Source organism: Massilia niastensis DSM 21313 (genome assembly GCF_000382345.1).
In the GTDB taxonomy this organism is placed as follows: Bacteria; Pseudomonadota; Gammaproteobacteria; order Burkholderiales; family Burkholderiaceae_D; genus Telluria; species Telluria niastensis.
The window spans coordinates 19,021-39,336 of sequence record NZ_KB908090.1 but is presented as its reverse complement, the minus strand read 5'-3'; the positions used below and the strand labels follow the sequence as shown (position 1 = coordinate 39,336).

Genomic DNA, 20,316 nt, shown 5'->3' with positions numbered 1-20,316 from the left:
CCCGGCCGACCAACAATTACACGCGATTCAGCAGGAAGGTGGTCAGCAGCGGCACCGGACGACCGGTCGCGCCCTTCTGCGCACCCGATTTCCACGCGGTGCCGGCGATATCCAGGTGCGCCCAGGTGTACTTGCGGGTGAAGTTCTCCAGGAAGCAGGCCGCGGTGATCGAGGCTGCGCCCGGGGTGCCGATGTTGGCCAGGTCGGCGAAGTTCGACTTGAGCTGCTCGTTGTAGTTCTCGCCCAGCGGGAAGCGCCATGCGACGTCGCCCGCCTGCTTGCCGGCGTCGACCAGTTCCTCGGCCAGCGCGTCGTGCGCCGCGTCGTGGCGGGTGAACAGGCCGCTGGTGTGGTGGCCCAGCGCGACGATGCAGGCGCCGGTCAGGGTCGCGATGTCGACCACGGCGGCCGGCTTGAAGCGCTCGGCATAGGTCAGCGCGTCGCACAGGATCAGGCGGCCTTCGGCGTCGGTGTTGAGGATCTCGATGGTGGTGCCGCTCATCGCGGTCACGATGTCGCCCGGCTTGGTGGCGCGGCCCGAGGGCATGTTCTCGCAGGCCGCCACGATGCCGACCACGTTCAGCTTCAGGCCCATCTCGCCGATGGCGCGGAAGGTGCCCAGCACCGAACCGGCGCCGCACATGTCGTACTTCATCTCGTCCATGTTCGGACCCGGCTTGAGCGAGATGCCGCCGGTGTCGAAGGTGATGCCCTTGCCGACCAGGACCACCGGCGCATCCTTCGCCTTGCCGCCGTTGTGCTTGAGGACGATGAACTTCGGCGCCTCGTCGCTGCCCTTGGCGACCGACAGGAAGCTGCCCATCTTCAGGGCTTCGAGCTGCTTGCGCTCCAGGACTTCGATGTCGAAGCCATGGTCTTCGGCCAGCTTGCGCGCGGTGTTGGCCAGGTAGGTCGGGGTGCAGACGTTCGGCGACAGGTTGCCCAGTTCCTTGGTCAGGTTCATGCCGTTGGCGATCGCGATCGACTGCGCCAGCGTGCCTTTCAGCTGGTTGGCTTCGGTCGCCGCGATGGTGATCTTGCGCACGCCCGTCGGCGCCGGCTCTTTCTTGCTCTTCTGGGCGTCGCTGCGGAATTCGGCTTCGTTGGCGCCGATCACGATCGCGCGCAGCGCCCAATTCAGGTCGCGCTCTTTCACATCACCCAGCGGGAATGCGATAATGGCATCCTGGGCGCCGATGGTGCCGAACACCTTGAGCGTGGCGCCGATGGCGCTGGAGAAGTTTTTCTCGGTGAGGACCTCGTCCGCTCCCATGCCGACCAGCAGCACGCGCGCCGCGGCCACGCCGGCCACGCCGCGCAGCAGCAGGGTCGAACCGGCCTTGCCGCTGATGTCGCCGGACTTGAGCGCCGCGGTGATGTCACCGTTGACGTCGAGGGCTTTCGCTGCCGTCGACAGTTTCTTGTTCTCGAACACCGCCACTGCCACGCAGCCGGATTTCGCGGCTGCGAGGGTGTTTTTTGTGTCGAATGCTTTTATGCTAAAGTCCATTTGATTCTCCGTTTCGTTTTTTGGCGGCGGACTGCCTAACCTGCAATTATAACTATTGAATGATCTTCCGACGCGCCCTGCAACGTGAATTGGCCAGTTCTGCCGGCGCCACCTTCACGGTGCTGTTTACCGTACTCGTTACCTGGACCCTCATTGCGATCCTCGGCAAGGCCGCGGGCGGCAAGGTCGCGTCCGGCGACGTGCTGGCGCTGATCGCATTCCGCGGCGCCGAACTACTGCCGACCATCCTGATCCTCACCAGCTTCATCGCCGTCGTGGCCACGGTCACGCGCAGCTACCGCGATTCCGAGATGGTGGTCTGGTTCGCCTCCGGCCAGTCGCTGCTGGGCTGGATCCGTCCCGTGCTCATCCTCGGCCTGCCGATGGTGGCGCTGGTGGCGACCCTGTCGCTGGTGGTGACCCCGTGGGCCAAGATGAAGAGCGCCGAATTCGTCGAGCGCTTCCAGAAGCGCGAAGACCTCAAGCGGGTCGCGCCCGGCCAGTTCCGCGAATCGAGCTCCAGCGACCGCGTGTTCTTCGTCGAGCGCAGCACCGAAGGCGCGACCGTGGTGCAGAACGTGTTCGTCAACAGCGTGGACGGCAACGGCCATGCGATCGTGGTGGCCAAGGAAGGCGTGATCCAGTCCGACGGCAAGGGCGGCCAGTTCATCGTCCTGAGCAACGGCCGCCGCTACCAGGGCACGCCGGGACAGGCCGATTTCCAGACCATGGAGTTCGAACGCTACAGCATGCGGGTGGCGACCCAGATGCCGGTGCTGGGCGCCGACGTGCCGGTCAACGCGCTGTCCACGCCGGCGCTGCTGGCGCTGCCGAACCGGTTCACCATGTCGGAGCTGCTGTCGCGCGTGTCCGCGCCGATCGTGTGCCTCGTGCTGATGCTCCTGGCCATCCCGCTCGGCTTCGTCAACCCGCGCGCCGGTTCCTCGGCCAACCTGATCCTGGCGCTGCTGATCTTCTTCACCTATAACAACCTGGTCAGGCTGGTCGAGGCCAGCGTCAAGCAGGGCAAGGTCTCCTTCGGCATGGCCTGGTGGCCGCTGCACCTGGCCGCGGTGCTGGTGGTGGTCGGGCTGTTCGCCTGGCGCCTGAACGTCAACCACCACTACCATCCGCTGGTCCTGATCAACGCCTGGAAGCGCCACCGCCTGTTCAAGCGCCAGGCCAAGGGCAAGGACCAGGCCGCCACGCCGCGCGAGGAGGCCAAGGCCGAATGAAGATTTTGCAGAGATACTTCGCGATCAACATCGCACAGGCGGTCGCCTTCGTGCTGGTGGCCTTCCTGGCCCTGATCGCCTTCATGGACCTGACCAGCATCCTGCCGTCGGTGGGCAAGAACGACTACGGCATCCAGCACGCCTTCCTGTACGTGCTGCTGCTGGTGCCGGGCCACGTGTACGAGGTGATGCCGGTGGCGGCGCTGATCGGCACCATCTACACGATGGCGCAGTTCGCCTCGAGCTCCGAATTCACGATCATGCGCGCCTCGTCGATGTCGACCCAGATGGCGGGCTGGATGCTGGCCAAGATCGGCATCGTGTTCGTCGTGATCACCTTCATCTTCGGCGAACTGATCACGCCGCGCACGGCGCCGCTGGCCGAACGCCTGCGCCTGTCGGCCAAGGGCGGCTCGGTGTCGGGCGAATTCCGCTCCGGCGTCTGGACCAAGGACAGCGTGCACGAGGGCGGCGTCAAGGGCAAGGTCACCGGCTCGCGCTTCTTCAACGTGCGCCAGATCCGCTCGGACGGCCAGCTCGAAGACGTGCGCCTGTACGAGTTCGACAACAACCTGCGGATGCGCTCGCTGATCACGGCGAAGAGCGGCAGCTACAGCGGCAACAACAGCTGGCGCCTGAACGAGGTGACCGAGACCATGTTCACCAACAGCCGCGAGCTGCCCGCGCCCGGCGCGCCGCTGCCCAACGGCCAGACCAGGCTGAGCACCTATGGCCAGGAGACGGCCGCGATCGCGACCCGCAAGCTGGCCACCCTCGACCTGGCCTCCGAGATCACGCCCAAGATCCTGCTGGTGTCGCGTTCCGACCCGGAGCGCATGTCGGCCACCGAGCTGGCGGTCTACACGCGCCACCTGGCCGACAACCGCCAGGAAACCGACCGCTTCAAGGTCGCGTTCTGGAAGAAGCTGATCGACCCGCTGTCGATCTTCGTCCTGATGGCGCTGGCGCTGCCGTTCGGCTACCTGCACACGCGCAGCGGCGGGGTGAGCCTGAAGATCTTCATCGGCATCATGATCGGGGTCAGCTTCATCCTGATCAATGCGCTGTTCTCGCACCTGGGCGTGCTGACCACCTGGCCGGCCTTCATCACGGCGGCCGCGCCCAGCCTGCTGTTCCTGCTGCTGGCGGTCGGCGCCCTGCGCTGGGTGGAGCGGCACTGATGGCGCGCGGACTGATCCTGTTCGCCCACGGCGCGCGCGCCGCGTCCTGGGCCGCGCCCTTCGAGCGCCTGCGCGACCAGACCCAGGCCCGCCTGCCCGACTGCGAGGTGGTGCTGGCTTTCCTCGAACTGATGACGCCCAGCCTGCCCGACGCCGCCGCCGCGCTGATGGCGCGCGGGGTCGACGAGCTGACCGTGGTGCCGGTGTTCCTGGGGCAGGGCGGCCACCTGCTGCGCGACCTGCCGGCGCTGGCCGACGGCTTGCGCGCAGCCCACCCAAGCCTGCGGCTGAAAGTGGTCGGGCCGATCGGCGAGGATCCGGGCGTGCAGCAAGCCATGGCAAATTATTGCGTCGGCGCGCTATCCTGAGCGAATCCTTGCCGACTTATCTTTTCTTTTTGAAAGATCTGCTGGTTTTTCGCTAACTCAACTGCATTTTCGCCAACACATCTGTTGGATTTGTGTCGTATTGCCGTACGGAATTTTGCTTTCCCACTTTTAATAAAAGTTGGCCTACGGCATTATTGTTCCTGACCTTTCCGCGTTTCACTTCGCGGCAACCCTTCAGGAACAAGCCCATGAGCACCGATACCAGCCTCGACTACGCCCCGGTAGGCATCGTCGACAACCGCGATACGCTTTTCACGACCTTGCGCAATGGCGATGTCGCCGCCGTGCTCACCCCGATCGACACCGGCCTGCCGACGGGCGGGCGCTGGATCATCGACGCGCAGTCGGTTCCGGGCCTGTTCAGCATCTCCTACAATCCGGCGGTCGACACCGAGGCGCGCCTGGTGGTCGCCAATGCCTCCCTGATGCCGGCGGCCGGCCAGTCGCTCAGCGTCACCGCCCACTACTACGACCGCTACCAGATCGACAGCAGCGGCAATCCGCTGCCCGGCCGCGGCATCGCCGAGACGCTGGTGTACACGGTGGAGGCGGGCACGACCCGGGACCTGGCGGGCTTCGGCAGCGACCTCGCGCTCGGCGCCGGATCCCATGCCGCCAATCCGGCCCTGGCCACGCTGTCGGACGGCGGCTTCGTCTCGGTCTGGCAGGCCAGCGGCGTCGACGGCGGCGCGCTCTGGGCCCAGGTGCGCGACGCCGGCGGCGCCGCGCGCGGCGCGGCCTTCGCCGTCAGCCCGGCCGCCGACGGCGCGGCCGAAGGCGAGCCAGCGGTCGCCGCGCTGGCCGGAGGGCGCTTCGTGGTGGCCTACACCACCAGCGTGAATGGCGCATCGCGCATCGCCTACCAGATCGTCGAAGCCAACGGCAGCATCGGTCCGCAGCGGCTGATTGACGCGGCGGCGGGCGCCGACACCGCGATGCCGGACGTGGCCGCGCTCGGCGACGGCTCGTTCGCCATCGCCTGGCGCGCGGACGGCCAGGTGCACGTGCGCCAGGTCGGCGCGGATGGCAGCCCGCTGGGCGCCGAGCAGCTGTACGGCGCGCTCGGCAGCGCCTACAGCCCGAGCATCGCCGCCACCGGCGCCGGCTATACCGTCGCCTGGGGCGAGATCGGCGACGGCAACGTGTACGCCGCGCGCGCCGGCGGCGCCGCCACCATCGTCAGCGGCGACGGCCTGGCCGCCAGCATCACGACCGCCGCACCGCTGCCGAGCGTGACCGCGCTGGCCGGCGGCGGCCATGTCGTGGCATGGGACAGCTATGCGAATTCGCCGCTGGGCTTCGGCGTCAGCGACATCTTCTTCCAGCGCTACGACGCCGCCGGCAATCCGGTCGGCGCGATGACCCAGGCGAACGTCGATAGCGGCGGCGGCCGCTATGGCGCCGAGGTGTCGGCCATGAGCAATGGCGGCTTCATGATCGCGTGGCAATCGCAGTCGGGCGACTTCGACGGCAACGGCATCTTCGGCCGCCGCTTCGGCGCCGACGGCAACGCGCTCGACCTGCAGGAGTTCCAGATCAACGAAGTGCGCCAGGGCGACCAGTCGGGGGCGGCCCTGACCGCGCTGGCCAATGGCGGCTTCGCCAGCGCCTGGGTCGATAGCGATGGCGGCAACGTGCAGGTCGAGGCGCGGGTGCTGGCCGGCGCCGCGCCGGTCACCGTGCCGGCGGTGACCGAACCGCCGGCGAGCACCGTCACGACGGAACCGGAAGTCCCCGCGGCGCCGGTCGTCGTCGCGCCCGCACCGGTGGTGACGGCTCCTGCGCCGGTAGTGACCGCGCCTGCGCCGGTAGTGACCGCGCCTGCGCCAGTGGTCACCGCCCCTGCGCCGGTGGTCACCGCCCCTGCGCCCGTGGTCACCACGCCGAAGCCGGCTCCTTCGACCGCCAGCGGCGGCAGCACGGGCAGCGCGGGCGGCGTGTCGGCCATGGTGAACGGCAGCGACGGCGCCAACCTGCTGCGCGCGGCGGCCGGCAGCGAGCGCATCGATGGCATGGGCGGCGTGGATACCGTCAGCTACGGCGCGCTACGCAAGAATTTCTCGATCTCGATCGGGAGCACGGGCGCCACCACGGTGGTCGACAAGGTCGGCAAGGGGGGCAACGACACCCTGGTCAATGTCGAGCGCATCGCGTTTTCCGATGTATCGGTGGGCCTCGACATCCAGGGCAATGCCGGCGAGGCATACCGGCTGTACGCCGCAGCCTTCGATCGCGCGCCGGACAAGGGTGGACTGGGCTACTGGATCAAGACCCTCGACAGCGGCAAGTCGCTGGAGGACATCGCGGCCGGGTTCATTGGCAGCAAGGAGTTTGCCGACCTGTATGGCAGCAAGCCGAACGATGCGCAGTTCGTCGACCTGCTGTACCACAATGTGCTGCACCGCGAGGCGGAGGCGGCTGGACGCCAGTTCTGGATCGATTCGCTGGCCGTGCACCATGCACCGCGCGAGCAGATCCTCGCCGCCTTCAGCGAAAGCGCGGAAAACCAGGCGCAGGTGATTGGCGCGATCCAGAACGGGATCGAGTTCATCCCGTTTGCGTGAGCGCTGCGGGTGGCCGGTCAGCCAGCCCGGCTATCGTCCCGCTGATGTTCGCGCATCGCCAGCGCCTCGCCCATCATGACCAGCACCGGCCCGTGCCCGGGTTCCAGCCCGCGCGCCAGGTCGGTCAAGGTCAGGCGCAGGATGCGCTCGTCCTCGCGGGTGCAGTTTTCCACCACCACCACCGGCAGGTCCGGCCGCCGGCCTTCGGCCAGCAGGCGCTCGGCGGTGGCGGCGGCTTCGCGGCCGCCCATGTACTGGACCAGGGTATCGGTCTCGGGCAGGGCGGGGTGGTCGGGCTCGTCGGGAGCGGTGCTGGACGTGAAGAAGGCGACGCTGCGCGCCAGGCCGCGCTTGGTCAGCGGTTGCCGGGTCGCGGCGGCGGCCGCCACCGCGGTGGTGATGCCGGGAACGACTTCGACCTCGATCCCCTCGGCTTCCAGGGCGCGCAATTCCTCGTCGGCGCGGCCGAACAGCATCGGGTCGCCGCCTTTCAGGCGCACCACCAGCTGGTACTTGCGGGCGCAGTCGACCAGCTGCTGGTTGATCAGGGCCTGGGCCGTGGAGCGCTGGCCGGAGCGCTTGCCGACCGAGATCTTCTCGGCCCGCGCGCACAGCGCCAGCATGGCGGGAGTGACCAGGGCGTCGTAGAGCACGACGTCGGCCTGCTCCAGCAGGCGCGCGCCGCGGACGGTGATCAGGTCAGCCGCGCCGGGGCCAGCTCCTACAAGATAGACTTTCCCCAGCACGGACATGCGGCCCCTTTCGTGATTTATTGCTGTTCCAGCCTGATCATACCTGCTGCGACGGTCTGGTGGGTCACCTCGTCGATCAGGATGAAGGCGCCGGTCGCACGGTTGTCGTCGTAGGCGTCGGCCGCCAGCGGCTGCTGCACGGTCAGGTGCACGCGCGCGATGTCGTTCAGCTTCAGCCCGTCGGCGGCGTGGCGCTGCTGGGTGTTGACATCGAGGATGGTATCGACCTTGGTCAGCTTGGCGGCGGTCTGGCGGGTGCCGTGCTTGATCCAGTACTTGCGGCGCACGTCGAGCGGCTCGTCGGCCATCCAGCACACGTCCGCCACCACCTGTTTCAGCAGGGTCGCCGGCTGCTCGCTGCCCGACAGCATGTCGCCGCGCGAGACATCCACGTATTCGTTCAGCACCAGGGTCACCGACTGGCCGGCCTTGGCCGACTGCAGGGGACCGTCGAAGGTGACGATGTCCTTGACCGTGGCGGTCTTGCCGGAAGGCTGGACCACCAGGGTGTCGCCCACGGAAACCTGGCCCGATTCGATGCGGCCCATGTAGCCGCGGAAGTCGTTCGCCTCGTGGCCGCCGTGGCGCGCCACCAGCTGCACCGGGAAGCGGAAGGGCGCGGCGTGCGCTTCGTCGTACACCGAGAGCGCTTCCAGCAGCTCGATCAGGGTCGGGCCTTCGTACCACGGCATGTTGGCGGAGGCGTCCACCACGTTGTCGCCGGTCAGCGCCGACAGCGGGATCGCGGTCACGTCCTTCAGGCCCAGCGACTGCGCGAACTCGCCGTAGGCGGCGACGATGCGCTCGTAGACGCTGCGGTCGTAGTTCACCAGGTCCATCTTGTTGACGGCGACGATCACGTGCTCGATCTGCAGCAGTTTCGCGATGGTCGAGTGGCGCTTGGTCTGGGTCAGCAGCTCGACGCTGCCGTCCTCGCCCAGCTTCACCTTCGAGACGTCGACCAGGATGATGACGGCGTCCGCGGTCGAGGCGCCGGTGACCATGTTGCGGGTGTACTGCTCGTGGCCCGGGGTGTCGGCGATGATGAACTTGCGCTTCGGCGTGGCGAAGTAGCGGTAGGCCACGTCGATCGTGATGCCCTGTTCGCGCTCGGCTTCCAGGCCGTCGGTCAGCAGCGACAGGTCGATGGTGTCGCCCACGGTGCGCTTGTGCTTGGCGCGCGACACGGCGGCCAGCTGGTCGGCGAAGATGCCCTTGCTGTCGAACAGCAGGCGGCCGATCAGGGTGCTCTTGCCGTCATCCACGGAGCCGGCGGTAATGAAGCGGAGCAAGCCGCTCTGGGTCAAGTTGTCGGTCATGGCGTTCATCAGAAGTATCCAGCTTTCTTGCGTTTTTCCATCGAGGCTTCGGAGGTCTGGTCGTCCATCCGGGTCGCGCCGCGCTCGGTCACTTCGGTGACGGCGGTTTCGGCGATGATGCCCTCGACCGTATCCGCATCGGAGGCCACCGGGCAGGTGCAGGAGATGTCGCCCACGGTGCGGAAGCGCACCACGCGGGTTTCGACGGTCTCGCCTTCGCGCGCCGGGGTCAGCGGGGTGAGCGGCACCAGCAGGCCGTTACGCGGGATCACCTGGCGCTCGTGCGCGAAGTAGATATTCGGCAGGGCCAGCTTTTCGCGGGCAATGTATTGCCACACGTCCAGTTCGGTCCAGTTCGAGATCGGGAACACGCGCATGTTCTCGCCCGGGTGCACGCGGGTGTTATACAGGTCCCACAGCTCGGGGCGCTGGGCCTTCGGGTCCCACTGGCCGAATTCGTCGCGGAACGAGAAGATGCGTTCCTTGGCGCGCGCCTTCTCTTCGTCGCGGCGGGCGCCGCCGATGCAGGCGTCGAAGCCGTATTCGGCGATGGTTTCCAGCAGGGTGACGGCCTGGGCGGCATTGCGCGAATCGCTTGCCGGGTTGCGCAGGCGCACCGTGCCGCGCTTGATCGAATCCTCGACGCTGCCGACGATCAGGCGCTCGCCCAGTTCGGCGGCGCGCGCGTCGCGGAAGGCGATCACTTCGTCGAAGTTGTGGCCGGTGTCGATGTGCACCAGCGGGAACGGGAATTTACCCGGACGGAAGGCCTTCTCGGCCAGGCGCAGCAGCACGACCGAGTCCTTGCCGCCCGAGAACAGCAGGGCAGGGTTGGAACATTCGGCGGCCACTTCGCGCAGGATGTGGATGGCTTCCGATTCGAGGGCGTCGAGATGGCGCGCGTTGACGTCGGTCAAAAGCGCTTGTTCAGTAACTGTAGTCATGTCAGCTGTGCCTGTGCTTGTCGTGGCTTATGCGGCCACGGATTTGATGCGAATGAGTTTGCCGTCGACCACGTGCAGGCCGCATTCCTTGGATTCGGGGTTTTCCCACCACCAGCGGCCGGCGCGTACGTCCTCGCCCGGCTGGACTGCGCGGGTGCAGGGTTCGCAGCCGATCGAGGGGTAGCCGCGGTCGTGCAGGGCGTTGTAGGGCACGCCGTTGCCGCGCAGGTAATCCCAGATGTCCTGCTCGGACCAGTCGGCCAGCGGGTTGAATTTCTGCATGCCGTGCGCGGCGTCGTCTTCCTGCACCGCCAGTTCGGCGCGCGTGCTCGACTGCGAACGGCGCTGGCCGGTGATCCAGGCCTTGTTGCCGCTGAGGGCGCGGCCGAGCGGCTCGACCTTGCGGATGCGGCAGCATTCCTTGCGCATCTCGACGCTGTCGTAGAAGGCGTTCAGGCCGTTCTGCTCGACATAGGCCTGCACCGCTTCCGCTTGCGGGCGGTACAGGGCGATCTCGTAGCCGTACACTTCCTTGACCTTGTCCAGCATGGCCAGGGTCTCGGCATGCAGGCGGCCGGTCTCGAGCGAGAAGATCGCGATCGGCAGCCTGTTCTTGAGGATCAGGTCGGTCAGGACCATGTCTTCGGCCGCCAGGCTCGAAGCGAACACGGCCGGCGAGAAATCGCGCGCAATACGCTCCAGGATCGCGCGGGATTCTTCCACGCGATGGTGCAGGTCGCTCATGGCCGGCTCCTAGATGCCGGCGCCGGCGTCGCGATGCTCGGCCGGCACGTCGCGGTGGGCGCGGCGGAACAGCGGCAGCGGCTGGTCGATCGAGGCCTGGTAGGTTTCCGAGAACACCGACAGGCCTTTCAGGGCGTCATGGATGTTGCGGTCCTGGCGGGTCGCGAAAGCGTCGAAGCCGCAGCGGTGCATCTGGAACAGCTGGTCGCGCAGCACGTCGCCGATCGCGCGCAGTTCGCCCGCGTAGCCGAGGCGCTTGCGCAGGTTGAAGGCGGTGGAATAGCCGCGGCCATCGGTGAATTTCGGGAAGTCGACCGCGATCACCTGGAAGCGGTGCAGGTCGTCCTTGATGCTCTCGGCGCGCTCGTCCGGGGCCAGCCATACGCCCAGCAGCGGGCGGTCGGACAGGGTGTTGCGCTGGGCCAGCCAGACGCCCAGCGGCACGATGACCTTGCCCGCCGGAACCTCGGCCGTTTCCGCGGCCTGTCCCTCGTCGAGGCGCAGCACGCTCCAGTCGTCCTCGACGACTTCGCGGTGCTTGATGATCTGTTTGTGCGCGTTAAGCATAGTGGTCTTCCCCAACCAGTTCGCCACCCTTGATCGGCGTGGCATAGACGTGTTCCTTGAACGGCGCGATACCGAGGCGTTGCACGGTGTCGACGAAGCGTTCGCCTTCGATGCGGTCGCGCACATAGACTTCGAGCAGGCGGCCGACGACTTCCGGCATCTGCACCGCCGAGAACGACGGGCCGATGATCTTGCCGATGGCCGAGGCGTTGCCCTGGGCGCCGCCGATCGACACCTGGTACCACTCGGCGCCGTCCTTGTCCACGCCCAGCACGCCGATGTTGCCGACGTGGTGGTGGCCGCAGGCGTTGATGCAGCCCGAGATGTTCAGTTCGATGTCGCCGATATCGTGCTGGAAATCCAGGTCGTCGAAACGCTCGGCGATGGCGGCCGCGATCGGGATCGACTTGGCGTTCGCCAGCGAGCAGTAGTCGCCGCCCGGGCAGGCGATGATGTCGGTCAGCAGGCCGATGTTCGGCGTCGCCATGCCCTTGGACTTGATCTGCTGCCAGATCTCGAACAGCTTGCCCTGCTCGACGTCGGCCAGCACCAGGTTCTGCTCGTGCGTCACGCGCACTTCGCCGAAGCTGTAGCGGTCGGCCAGGTCGGCCACGAAATCCATCTGCTCGGCGGTGGCGTCGCCCGGCGGCACGCCGGTTTTCTTCAGCGACAGCACCACGGCGGCGTAGCCCGGCACCTTGTGCGGCTTCACGTTACGGTTGAGCCAGTTGGCGAAGGCGCGGTTGTCCGCGTGCGCGCCGGCGGCGTCGATGTCGTCCAGCTGCGCGTAGGCGTGCGGCTGGAACCACTTGGCGACGCGGTCGAATTCTTCCTGGGTCAGGGTTTCCGGACCGTCCTTCAGGTCGGCCCACTCGGCCTCGACCTGGCGTGCGAATTCCTCGACGCCCAGGGCCTTCAGCAGGATCTTGATGCGGGCCTTGTACTTGTTGTCGCGGCGGCCATACTGGTTGTACACGCGCATCACGGCTTCGGTATAGGTCAGCAGGTGCTGCCACGGCAGGAAATCGCGGATCACGCTGCCCAGGATCGGGGTGCGGCCCATGCCGCCGCCGGCCATGAACTTGAAGCCGACTTCGCCGGCGTCGTTGCGCACCACGGTCAGGCCGATGTCGTGCACGGCGATCGCGGCGCGGTCTTCGACGGCGCCGTTGATCGCGACCTTGAACTTGCGCGGCAGGGCGGCGAATTCAGGGTGGAAGGTGCTCCATTGACGCAGGATCTCGGCGAACGGGCGCGGATCGATGATCTCGTCGGCCGCCACGCCCGCGAACTCGTCGGTCGTGATGTTACGGATGCAATTGCCCGAGGTCTGGATGGCGTGCATTTCCACCGAAGCCAGGTCGGTCAGGATGTCCGGGGTCTGCTCCAGCTCGATCCAGTTGTACTGGATGTTCTGGCGCGTGGTGAAGTGGCCGTAGCCGCGGTCGTACTTGCGTGCGATGTGCGCGAACATGCGCACCTGGGCCGAGGACAGCAGGCCGTAGGGCACGGCGACGCGCAGCATGTAGGCGTGACGCTGCATGTACAGGCCATTCTGGAGACGCAGCGGCAGGAATTCTTCTTCGGTCAGCTCATTGTTCAGGCGGCGCGCGACCTGGTCGCGGTATTGCGCAATCCGTTCACGGACGATGAGGTGGTCGTATTGATCGTAGCGGTACATTAGTCTCTTCCTGGACGATGGATAAATTGTCCACCCGTTAAAGTATTCCCGATCATACGTAGATGAGTCTATATTCCAAACTACTGAGAATTTATTTGCTTATATGCGTAACTTGAATAAGCATCTTAAAATGTCGACTAAAGCCAACCAAATCCAACAAATCAAACGGGAATGAATCTTCATCAACTACGCTTCGTGCGCGAAGCCGTGCGCCAGAACTACAACCTGACCGACGCGGCCAAGGCCCTGTTCACCTCGCAACCCGGGGTGTCGAAGGCGATCATCGAGCTCGAGGAAGAGCTCGGGGTCGACATCTTCACCCGCCACGGCAAGCGCATTCGCGGGCTGACCGAGCCCGGCCGGCTGGTGCTGCAGTCGGTCGAGCTGATCATGCAGGAAATCGACAGCCTGAAGCGGATCGGCAAGGAATACGCGGCCCATGACAGCGGCAGCTTCACCATCGCCACCACCCATACCCAGGCGCGCTACATGCTGCCCAAGGTGGTGCAGGCCTTCATGCAGAAGTTCCCGAAAGTGCGGCTGTCGTTGCTCCAGGGCAATCCGAAGCAGATCGCCGACATGGTCAAGAACGACCAGGCCGACCTGGCGATCGCGACCGAGTCGATCGCGGCCGTCGACGGCCTGATCACCTTGCCGTGCTACCAGTGGGAACACGTGCTGGTGACGCCGCCCGAGCATCCGCTGCTGAAGTCGCGCGCCGTGTCGCTGGAAGAGATTGCCACTTATCCGGTAATCACCTACGATGCCGCGTTTGCCGGCCGCAGCAAGATCGACCATGCATTCTCGCTGCGCAACCTGAAGCCGGACGTGCTGCTGGAAGCGATCGACGCCGACGTCATCAAGACCTATGTCGAGCTGGGCATGGGCGTGGGCATCATCGCGGGCATCGCCTTCGATCCGGAGCGCGACCGCGGCCTGCGCGCGCTGCCGATGGGGCACCTGTTCGGCATGAACACCTCGCGGGTGGCGATCAAGCAGGGCGCCTACCTGCGCAGCTACATCTATACCTTTATCGAACTGCTGGCGCCGACGCTGAACCGGAAGATGGTCGAAGCGGCGATGCGCGGCGGTGAAAACTACGAATTGTGAGCATTACATGAATGTTGAGAACGATCCGGTCGCGGGTTATTACGAACGCAACGCGGCCCGCTACGACAAGGGCTACGACCGTCCCGAGCGCCAGGACGACCTGGCCGGGGTGCGCGCCCAGGTCAAGGCGCTGCTGGGCGGCCATGCCGTGCTGGAGCTGGGCTGCGGAACCGGTTACTGGACCGCCCTGCTGGACGAGGTGGCCGCGTCGGTGGTGGCGGTCGACGCCAGCCCGGCCATGGTCGCGCTGGCGCGCGAGCGCGGGCGGGGCTTGTCGAAGGTGGACTACCGGGTCGCCGACGCCTTCGACCTGCCGCAGGACCTGGAACGCTTCAGCGCCGTGTTCGTCGGTTTCCTGTGGTCGCACCTGGTGCGCGAGCGCCAGGAAGTCCTGCTGGCCCACCTGCGCATGCGGCTCGGCAAGGACGTGCTGCTGGTGCTGCTCGACGACGAATACGTCGAGGGCAGCAGCCTCACGATCGCCCGTACCGACCTGCAGGGCAATACCTTCGAGATCCAGGCGGATGCGGACGGCACGCGGCACGAGCTGCCCAAGGGATATCCGACCGACAGCCAGTTGCGCAAGCGGCTGGGGCCGGTGGTGCGCGAGATCAGGATCATGCGCTGGGACCATTACTGGATGCTGAGCGCGCGGCTCAAATAAATCCGGTGCGCCCGCTTGCGGGCGCCATACCGGCCAGCCAGGACCGGTGTGGCAAATCCGTCACCTCCGCAAGGAAACGCTCGGCGCTCGCCGGCATGCGCGCCATAATATAGCCTTGGAGCAACCTACCAGCCCGCCGCACCGCCCCTCGTTCGACTCGCCCGCCACCGAATGCTCGCCACCCAGCAGATATTCCTGATCGCCTCGCTGCTCTGCTTCCTGAGCTTCCTCGCGCTCCTGTCGGTCTCGTCCGAAGGCGTGCGCGGGATGCGCGAGCTGCTGCTGGCCTCGCTGCTGGGGATGGCGGGCAACGCGTTGTACGCGTTCGGACGCGAGCTGCCGCCCTTGCTGGCCTACGAAGCCGCCAACGTGACCTATGCCGGCGCCGGCGCCGCGCTGGTGGCCGGCTACCGGCGGCTGGCCGGCCAGCCGGCCGGCGCCTGGCCGCTGGCGGCCCAGGTCGCGCTGCTGGGCGTGCTGGTGGCGCTGTTCCACTACCGTTTCGATTCCTTCGCCGCGCGCAGCGCCGTGGTGTCGCTGTTCCAGGCGCTGGTGTGCGCGGAGATCGCCCGCGCCGTGCTGGCCAGCCGCCAGGCCTGGCGCCGCCCGTTCTACATCTACTATTTTGTGCTGGCGATGTGCGCCCTGGTCGCCCTCGGCCATGGCGGGCGCATGCTGTGGGTGGCGCTCGCGGACCAGGCGCCGACCTCGCTGCTGCAGCCGAGCGCATGGAGCGTGTTCTTCCTGACCGCGGTGTCGCTGGCCTTGCCGGCCCTGGCGACGGGCGGACTCCTGATCGCGCACCGGCAGGTCGTGGTGCGCGCCGAACATGCGGCGAACCACGATTACCTGACCGGCGCGCAGTCGCGCAAGGCCTTCCACGAGATCGCCGTCCGCGAGGTCGCGCGCGCCGCGCGCACCGGCAGGCCGCTGGCGCTGCTGCTGATCGACCTGGATCACTTCAAGGCGATCAACGACAGGCACGGCCACGAATCCGGCGACGCGGCGCTGAAGCTGGTGGCCGACAGCGCCAGGCAGTCGCTGCGCGGCGTCGACTGCCTGGCGCGCCATGGCGGGGACGAGTTCGTGCTGCTGCTGCCGGATACCAACCTGGGCGGCGCGGTCGGCGTGGGCGACAAGCTGCGCCATGCGGTGCGCGACGCGATCGCGCGCCATCCGCAAGCGGACGAGCTGCGGGTGCTGACCCTGAGCGTCGGCGTCACCGTGTTCGCGCCGGGCGAGGAGCTGCGGTTGGCGCTGGCGCGCGCCGACGCCGCCATGTACGACGCCAAGACGGCCGGACGCGACCGCGTCGCGGCCCACGCGCCCGAGCCGCATGTGGCGCAGGCGGCGGCATCGCCGCGGCGCGCCGGGGCGCGCGCGTCGTAAGGACTACCGGATGCGCAGCTTGCGCAGCAGGGCGCCGGCATCCGACACCAGGCCCTTGCCGGGCGTGAGCAGCCTGACCGCGGCCGCCAGCGCGCGGTCGTCGCCGGTGCCGAAGCTGCGCGTGCTTTCCAGCGTCCCGCGCCTTGCCCTGGCGCCGGCAGGGGACGTGGCGTCCTGGGTGGCTTCGAGGTGGCGCGCCAGGTCCGCCTCGCGCAGCAGGGGCATGTCGGCGTCCTTCGCGCCGCGATTGGGCGCGACCGGCAGGTCGGGCGTGATGCCCTTCGCCTGGATCTCGTGGCCGTTCGGCGTGAAGTAGCGCGCCACCGTCATCTTGATCGCGCTGTCGTGCGGCAGCGGGAACACGGTCTGGATCGAACCCTTGCCGAAGGTCTGGCTGCCCACGACCCTGGCGCGGCCATGGTCCTGCAGCGCGCCCGCCACCAGCTCGGCGGAGGAGACCGAGCTGCCGTTCACCAGCACCGCCAGCGGCACCGTGCGGGTCCAGGCGGGCAGGGCGGCGAGGATGTCGGGTTCGCCGGCGGCGCGGTGGAAGCGCGGGTTGACCGTGACGGTGCTGGTGGTGGCGCCGGTCGCGCCGCGCGCCGAGAACACCACGGCGTCCGGTGGCAGGAAGACGCCGGCGACGCCGACCGCGGCCGATACCAGGCCGCCCGGATCGTTGCGCAGGTCGAGCACGATGGCGCGCGGCGCGCCCTGTCCATCGAGCTGGTGCAGCAGCGCCACCAGGTCGGCGGCGGTCTTTTCCTCGAACTGGGAGACCCGGATCCAGGCAACGCCCGGCGCGGCCTCGCGCATCCTGACCGTTTCGGCCTGCACGGTGGCGCGCGTCAGGCCGATGCTGCGCAGCGCGCCCTTGGCGCCGCGGCGCACGCCGAGCGCCAGCCGGCTGCCGGCGGTGCTGCGCATGCGCTTCGCCACCTGCCTGGAACGCAGGCCGGCGACCGGCTCGCCATCGACGTTGACGATGACGTCGCCCGGTTCGATGCCGGCCAGGTCGGCCGGGCCGCCTTCGCTGACGGAGACCACGACCATGTCGGGACCATCGAATTCGGCCTCGATGCCGATGCCGGCGTATTCGCCCCGGTGGCCCTGTTCCAGTTCCGCCAGTTCGTCCTTGTCGAGGTATTGCGAGTGCGGGTCGAGCGAGGCCAGCATGCCGTCGATCGCCGCGCCCAGGAGCTTCCGGTCGTCGACCGGCTCGACATAGCGCGCCTTGACCAGGGCGTAGGCGGACAGCAGCTGTTCGATGTCCGCGTCGGGAATCGTCACGGGCCGGTCTGCGGCGTGGACCAGGGTGTTCAGGCACAGGCAGAGGGCTGCGGCCAGGGGAAGTCGGCGCATGGGTGCGTCCTTTCGTTGGTGAATACTGTCGGGACCGGGCCTAGAAGCCGTTGCGGTTGCCCGCGCCGCCGCCGACGCCGCCGCCGATTTCCAGGGACCCGTGTCCCTGGCGCGCGCCGCCTTCCGGCCTGCCGCCCGGCCGGCCCTGCGGCCGCTCGTGCTCCGCGCCGGCGCCCGGCGGCCGCTCCTGGCGCTCGAGCTGGCTGCGCAACTGCTCCAGCACCAGCCGGCGCTGACGGTCGTCGAGCGCATCGTTGACGGTCAGCCAGATCTCGCGCAGCTGGCGGTCTTCGGCCACGGTCGCCGCCGCATCCTCGTCCATCGGGCGGGCGAGGGCGCGCAGGTCGGCGTCGGGATGGGCGGCGGCTTTCTTCAGCTGCGCTTCCAGGGCTTCGCGCCGGCCGGCGCGGGCACGCAGGATGGCGCGCGCGTTGCGGGTGCTCTGGTCCCAGAGGGTGGCCTGGTTCGGGTTCAGGCCCAGGCTCTTCTTCATTTCCACGGCCTGGGCCATCAGGTCGTCGGCGCGCCATTCGCCGACCGGAATCGCCCAGCTGGAGCGCGCCAGGCCAAGCAGCAGGGTGGCCGCGACGGCCACGCGTAATGGTTTCATCGTCATGTATCCCGCATTGCAATGATGCGCAGGGCTTGTTTATGATGAAATCATTGTCCGTTAGGCAGCGGTAAATCGCCGTTGCTCGACTGTAAGCAGATGTATCCGACGAAAGGAGCCGGCAGATGAAGGAATTCCGCTTTCGCGTGTTCGGGACGCCGGTGGCCGTCGCCGGCGCGGCAGGTGCGTGGCAGGCCTACTACCTCGGCGCCGACGGCAAGCGCAGGCCGGCCGACTTCATCGTGCCGGCCGATGTCGCCGAGCACGAACTGGCCGAATACCTTGGCGACCTGTTTCATGAAAACGCCACCCCCAGGAATGGCAAGGTCGAACAGATCAACGAGTGACCTGCTTGAGCAGCAGTAGCAGGAGTGACATCGTTCGCCGGGCGACATGCTTTCGATTTTAGAAAAATATGGAAAGAACGACGCAGTTGGCGAGGGGCGATTTTTGGCTGCCGGACGATAACATGGGGGGGAGTTTGCACAAGATTTTCTTTTTGACATCTCCCTCATCACCAGGGCCCTTGCCGATGAGCTGATGAGTTTGCTGATTCGAGGTACCTCGGCTGTAGCTTCCATGCCCTGTACTGAATCGCCTCATGATCGATGCATGAATTTTTAAAAAGAAACAATTCGTGACTTAGTTGGATGATGTTGTCAGTACAATGATTTTTTCCTTACAGCGGATTTCATTGTGCGCGTATTCATATCGCCTTGCGGCAGGCGGAAGGAAATCGTCAGCGGCGCTTCCCCCGTTCTCACGCTTGTCGGCGGCATGTTGTACCTGGCGTACAAACGGATGTGGTTCCATGCCCTGATGGCGGGCGTCATCGTCTTCGTTCCGGCACTGCTGGCAGGCGCCTGGGTGCTGATATTCACCCTGCCCATGGTGCGGGCCGCCTATGCCATGGGAATCCAGGACATCCTGGCCTTGCACTACCTTGATCGTGGCTGGACCGAGATCCCGGTCGAGCATCATGCGGCCAGGAAGCCAGTGCGCGACTGACCGGGGTCGACCGATCCGGACTGGGCCGGACTCGTCGAAATACCGGCGCGGACCCGCCTGCCGGATGGTGTGAAAGGGGAGCGCGCGCCGGACGCCCCTATCCCGATCGCATGCCGCCGTCAGCGCCGGCGCGCCACCGCATACATATTGTCGCTCAGGGGATTTCGGTCGAGCACTGTCATGCGGACGATTTCCAGGCCTGCCTTCTCCAGCATCGCCTGCAAGGTAACCGGCGTGAAGTAATTGACGTGATCGGGCCAGCGAAAGCCGCACCACTTGGCGCCGCGCAACTTGCGGTTGAGACATGCGAAATTGGGGACCTTGATCAGAATGCTCCCATCGGATTTCAGGCGATCCCGGCAACCTTCCAGGACTGGCAAGGGGTTCGCTTCGTGTTCCAGGTACGAGGCCATGACAATCACATCGAAATAGCGATCATTGAATTCCCGGATCCCGTCCTGTGCCGAGGCATGGATGCAGCGGCCGCGGAGCCGGCGCAGTTTCGCATCCGACAGGCCGGCCAGCTTGCGCGAGATTTCGATCCCGTGTGGAATGCAGCGGCCGGCAACACGGGCGGGCAGGGAGTGCAGCAGGTTTTCGAGCAATTCCCCCCATCCGCAGCCGATGTCAAGCACGTTGATGCTCCCCGACTCCGAGGCCTCGATCAGTCCACGTAACAGATGCAGGGTCTTGTTGCGCTTGAGTACACGCCCACGAAGGCGCTTCAGCGCGGTGCTGAAGGCATAACGGACCGGTTCGGCCTGCTTGCGGGCTGCCGACTCTTTCTTGAACGTCAGCTCATAAGCAAAGTCTTCGCTCAACGCCTCATAAGCAGGCGGATTGGCCAGAAAGACGATCCCCGTTCGTGCGCATTGTTTCAATACCCAAGGCGCGGGCGCATAGGGCAATTCCAGCTCGTCTCCAGGGGTGTCGAGCAGCGGAGAAATTCGGCAGGCGGTCTGCACGTTGGTTGACTCTTCATGTCGGCAATCGGATCCGGTCCCCGCGGCGCGCGACGAATCGGCACTCCAGCCACTGTAGCAAGAGCGTTGTGAAGGAAATGTTAAGAACGCGTCAAGAACCGGCCTCGGCAACCAGATGCCGCTGCCGGCGCGACTGACAATGGGGGAGCGTCCGATCGGGAGCCCGATCGGTGACGCCAATGCGCTTTCCGCTGCCGAATACGCCGGCAGGAAGAAGCTGACGCGGCGCGACCGGTTCCCGGTCGGGATCGAAGCGCTGACGCGGCAGATGTGTAATTGCAACAATCAATTGAAGCCTCAAACC

19 protein-coding genes are annotated in these 20,316 nt (G+C 66.6%); 9 read left to right on the top strand and 10 right to left on the bottom strand.

Annotated elements, in window-relative coordinates; translation table 11 throughout:
* Window positions 1-16 precede the first annotated feature (16 nt).
* Window positions 17-1,510 carry a leucyl aminopeptidase gene (locus H162_RS0110820; RefSeq protein ID WP_026354504.1) on the bottom strand — a complete coding sequence of 498 codons (1,494 nt, stop codon included), beginning with the start codon at window positions 1,508-1,510 and terminating at the stop codon, window positions 17-19.
* Window positions 1,511-1,569: 59 nt separating this feature from the next.
* Between H162_RS0110820 and lptF the strand changes: the two genes are divergently transcribed.
* The 4 genes from lptF (at window position 1,570) to H162_RS32635 (ending at window position 6,879) form a co-directional block, all read left to right on the top strand.
* Entirely contained in the window at window positions 1,570-2,745 is a 1,176-nt protein-coding gene (gene lptF, locus H162_RS0110815; protein WP_026354503.1) for an LPS export ABC transporter permease LptF, read from the top strand.
* Window positions 2,742-3,926 (top strand): LPS export ABC transporter permease LptG, encoded by a 1,185-nt coding sequence (gene lptG / locus H162_RS0110810; protein WP_020653482.1) that lies wholly within the window; start codon window positions 2,742-2,744, stop codon window positions 3,924-3,926. The genes lptF and lptG overlap by 4 nt, the downstream gene beginning before the upstream one ends.
* Window positions 3,926-4,294, top strand: coding sequence for a sirohydrochlorin chelatase (locus tag H162_RS0110805; RefSeq protein WP_020653481.1), 369 nt, complete (start codon window positions 3,926-3,928; stop codon window positions 4,292-4,294). Before lptG ends, H162_RS0110805 begins: the two co-directional genes overlap by 1 nt.
* A 209-nt stretch (window positions 4,295-4,503) precedes the next feature.
* Window positions 4,504-6,879 (top strand): DUF4214 domain-containing protein, encoded by a 2,376-nt coding sequence (locus tag H162_RS32635; RefSeq protein ID WP_020653480.1) that lies wholly within the window; start codon window positions 4,504-4,506, stop codon window positions 6,877-6,879.
* 17 nt (window positions 6,880-6,896) lie between these two features.
* Here H162_RS32635 and cobA read toward each other — a convergent pair whose 3' ends face one another.
* Genes cobA through H162_RS0110770 form a run of 6 tightly spaced genes read right to left on the bottom strand, consistent with a single transcriptional unit; the run spans window position 6,897 to window position 12,886 of the window.
* Complete coding sequence (gene cobA, locus H162_RS0110795; RefSeq protein WP_020653479.1) at window positions 6,897-7,631, bottom strand: uroporphyrinogen-III C-methyltransferase; 735 nt, start codon at window positions 7,629-7,631, stop codon at window positions 6,897-6,899.
* A gap of 17 nt (window positions 7,632-7,648) precedes the next feature.
* The gene (locus tag H162_RS0110790; protein ID WP_020653478.1) at window positions 7,649-8,959 is read right to left on the bottom strand and encodes a sulfate adenylyltransferase subunit 1; all 1,311 of its coding nucleotides are present in this window, start codon (window positions 8,957-8,959) and stop codon (window positions 7,649-7,651) included.
* The gene (cysD, locus tag H162_RS0110785) at window positions 8,959-9,894 is read right to left on the bottom strand and encodes a sulfate adenylyltransferase subunit CysD (protein WP_026354502.1); all 936 of its coding nucleotides are present in this window, start codon (window positions 9,892-9,894) and stop codon (window positions 8,959-8,961) included. The genes H162_RS0110790 and cysD overlap by 1 nt, the downstream gene beginning before the upstream one ends.
* 27 nt (window positions 9,895-9,921) lie before the next feature.
* Window positions 9,922-10,638, bottom strand: a complete 717-nt coding sequence (locus H162_RS0110780) for a phosphoadenylyl-sulfate reductase (RefSeq protein ID WP_020653476.1) — start codon at window positions 10,636-10,638, stop codon at window positions 9,922-9,924.
* A 9-nt stretch (window positions 10,639-10,647) separates the two neighbouring features.
* Window positions 10,648-11,205 carry a DUF934 domain-containing protein gene (locus H162_RS0110775; RefSeq protein WP_020653475.1) on the bottom strand — a complete coding sequence of 186 codons (558 nt, stop codon included), beginning with the start codon at window positions 11,203-11,205 and terminating at the stop codon, window positions 10,648-10,650.
* The gene (locus H162_RS0110770) at window positions 11,198-12,886 is read right to left on the bottom strand and encodes a nitrite/sulfite reductase (RefSeq protein WP_020653474.1); all 1,689 of its coding nucleotides are present in this window, start codon (window positions 12,884-12,886) and stop codon (window positions 11,198-11,200) included. Before H162_RS0110770 ends, H162_RS0110775 begins: the two co-directional genes overlap by 8 nt.
* Before the next feature lie 171 nt (window positions 12,887-13,057).
* On the opposite strand from H162_RS0110770, the gene H162_RS0110765 reads away from it, so the two are divergent.
* From H162_RS0110765 to H162_RS0110755, 3 genes are all read left to right on the top strand, one after another.
* Window positions 13,058-13,996, top strand: a complete 939-nt coding sequence (locus H162_RS0110765) for a CysB family HTH-type transcriptional regulator (RefSeq protein ID WP_026354501.1) — start codon at window positions 13,058-13,060, stop codon at window positions 13,994-13,996.
* A 7-nt stretch (window positions 13,997-14,003) separates the two neighbouring features.
* Window positions 14,004-14,660 (top strand): class I SAM-dependent methyltransferase, encoded by a 657-nt coding sequence (locus H162_RS0110760; RefSeq protein ID WP_020653472.1) that lies wholly within the window; start codon window positions 14,004-14,006, stop codon window positions 14,658-14,660.
* 171 nt (window positions 14,661-14,831) lie between these two features.
* Window positions 14,832-16,049 carry a GGDEF domain-containing protein gene (locus H162_RS0110755; RefSeq protein WP_020653471.1) on the top strand — a complete coding sequence of 406 codons (1,218 nt, stop codon included), beginning with the start codon at window positions 14,832-14,834 and terminating at the stop codon, window positions 16,047-16,049.
* Window positions 16,050-16,052: 3 nt separating this feature from the next.
* On the opposite strand, the gene H162_RS30610 is transcribed toward H162_RS0110755, so the two are convergent.
* Together H162_RS30610 and H162_RS33970 are read right to left on the bottom strand one after the other, a co-directional pair.
* Window positions 16,053-17,411 (bottom strand): S41 family peptidase, encoded by a 1,359-nt coding sequence (locus tag H162_RS30610; protein WP_020653470.1) that lies wholly within the window; start codon window positions 17,409-17,411, stop codon window positions 16,053-16,055.
* A gap of 40 nt (window positions 17,412-17,451) precedes the next feature.
* Window positions 17,452-18,021 (bottom strand): hypothetical protein, encoded by a 570-nt coding sequence (locus H162_RS33970; protein WP_156885558.1) that lies wholly within the window; start codon window positions 18,019-18,021, stop codon window positions 17,452-17,454.
* A gap of 125 nt (window positions 18,022-18,146) precedes the next feature.
* On the opposite strand from H162_RS33970, the gene H162_RS0110740 reads away from it, so the two are divergent.
* Window positions 18,147-18,368 carry a DUF7661 family protein gene (locus H162_RS0110740; protein ID WP_020653468.1) on the top strand — a complete coding sequence of 74 codons (222 nt, stop codon included), beginning with the start codon at window positions 18,147-18,149 and terminating at the stop codon, window positions 18,366-18,368.
* 454 nt (window positions 18,369-18,822) lie between these two features.
* Window positions 18,823-19,029, top strand: a complete 207-nt coding sequence (locus tag H162_RS0110735) for a hypothetical protein (RefSeq protein ID WP_156885557.1) — start codon at window positions 18,823-18,825, stop codon at window positions 19,027-19,029.
* A gap of 119 nt (window positions 19,030-19,148) precedes the next feature.
* Here the strand turns inward: H162_RS0110735 and H162_RS33175 are convergent, their stop codons facing one another.
* Window positions 19,149-20,297, bottom strand: a complete 1,149-nt coding sequence (locus H162_RS33175) for a class I SAM-dependent methyltransferase (protein WP_084676991.1) — start codon at window positions 20,295-20,297, stop codon at window positions 19,149-19,151.
* Window positions 20,298-20,316 lie beyond the last annotated feature (19 nt).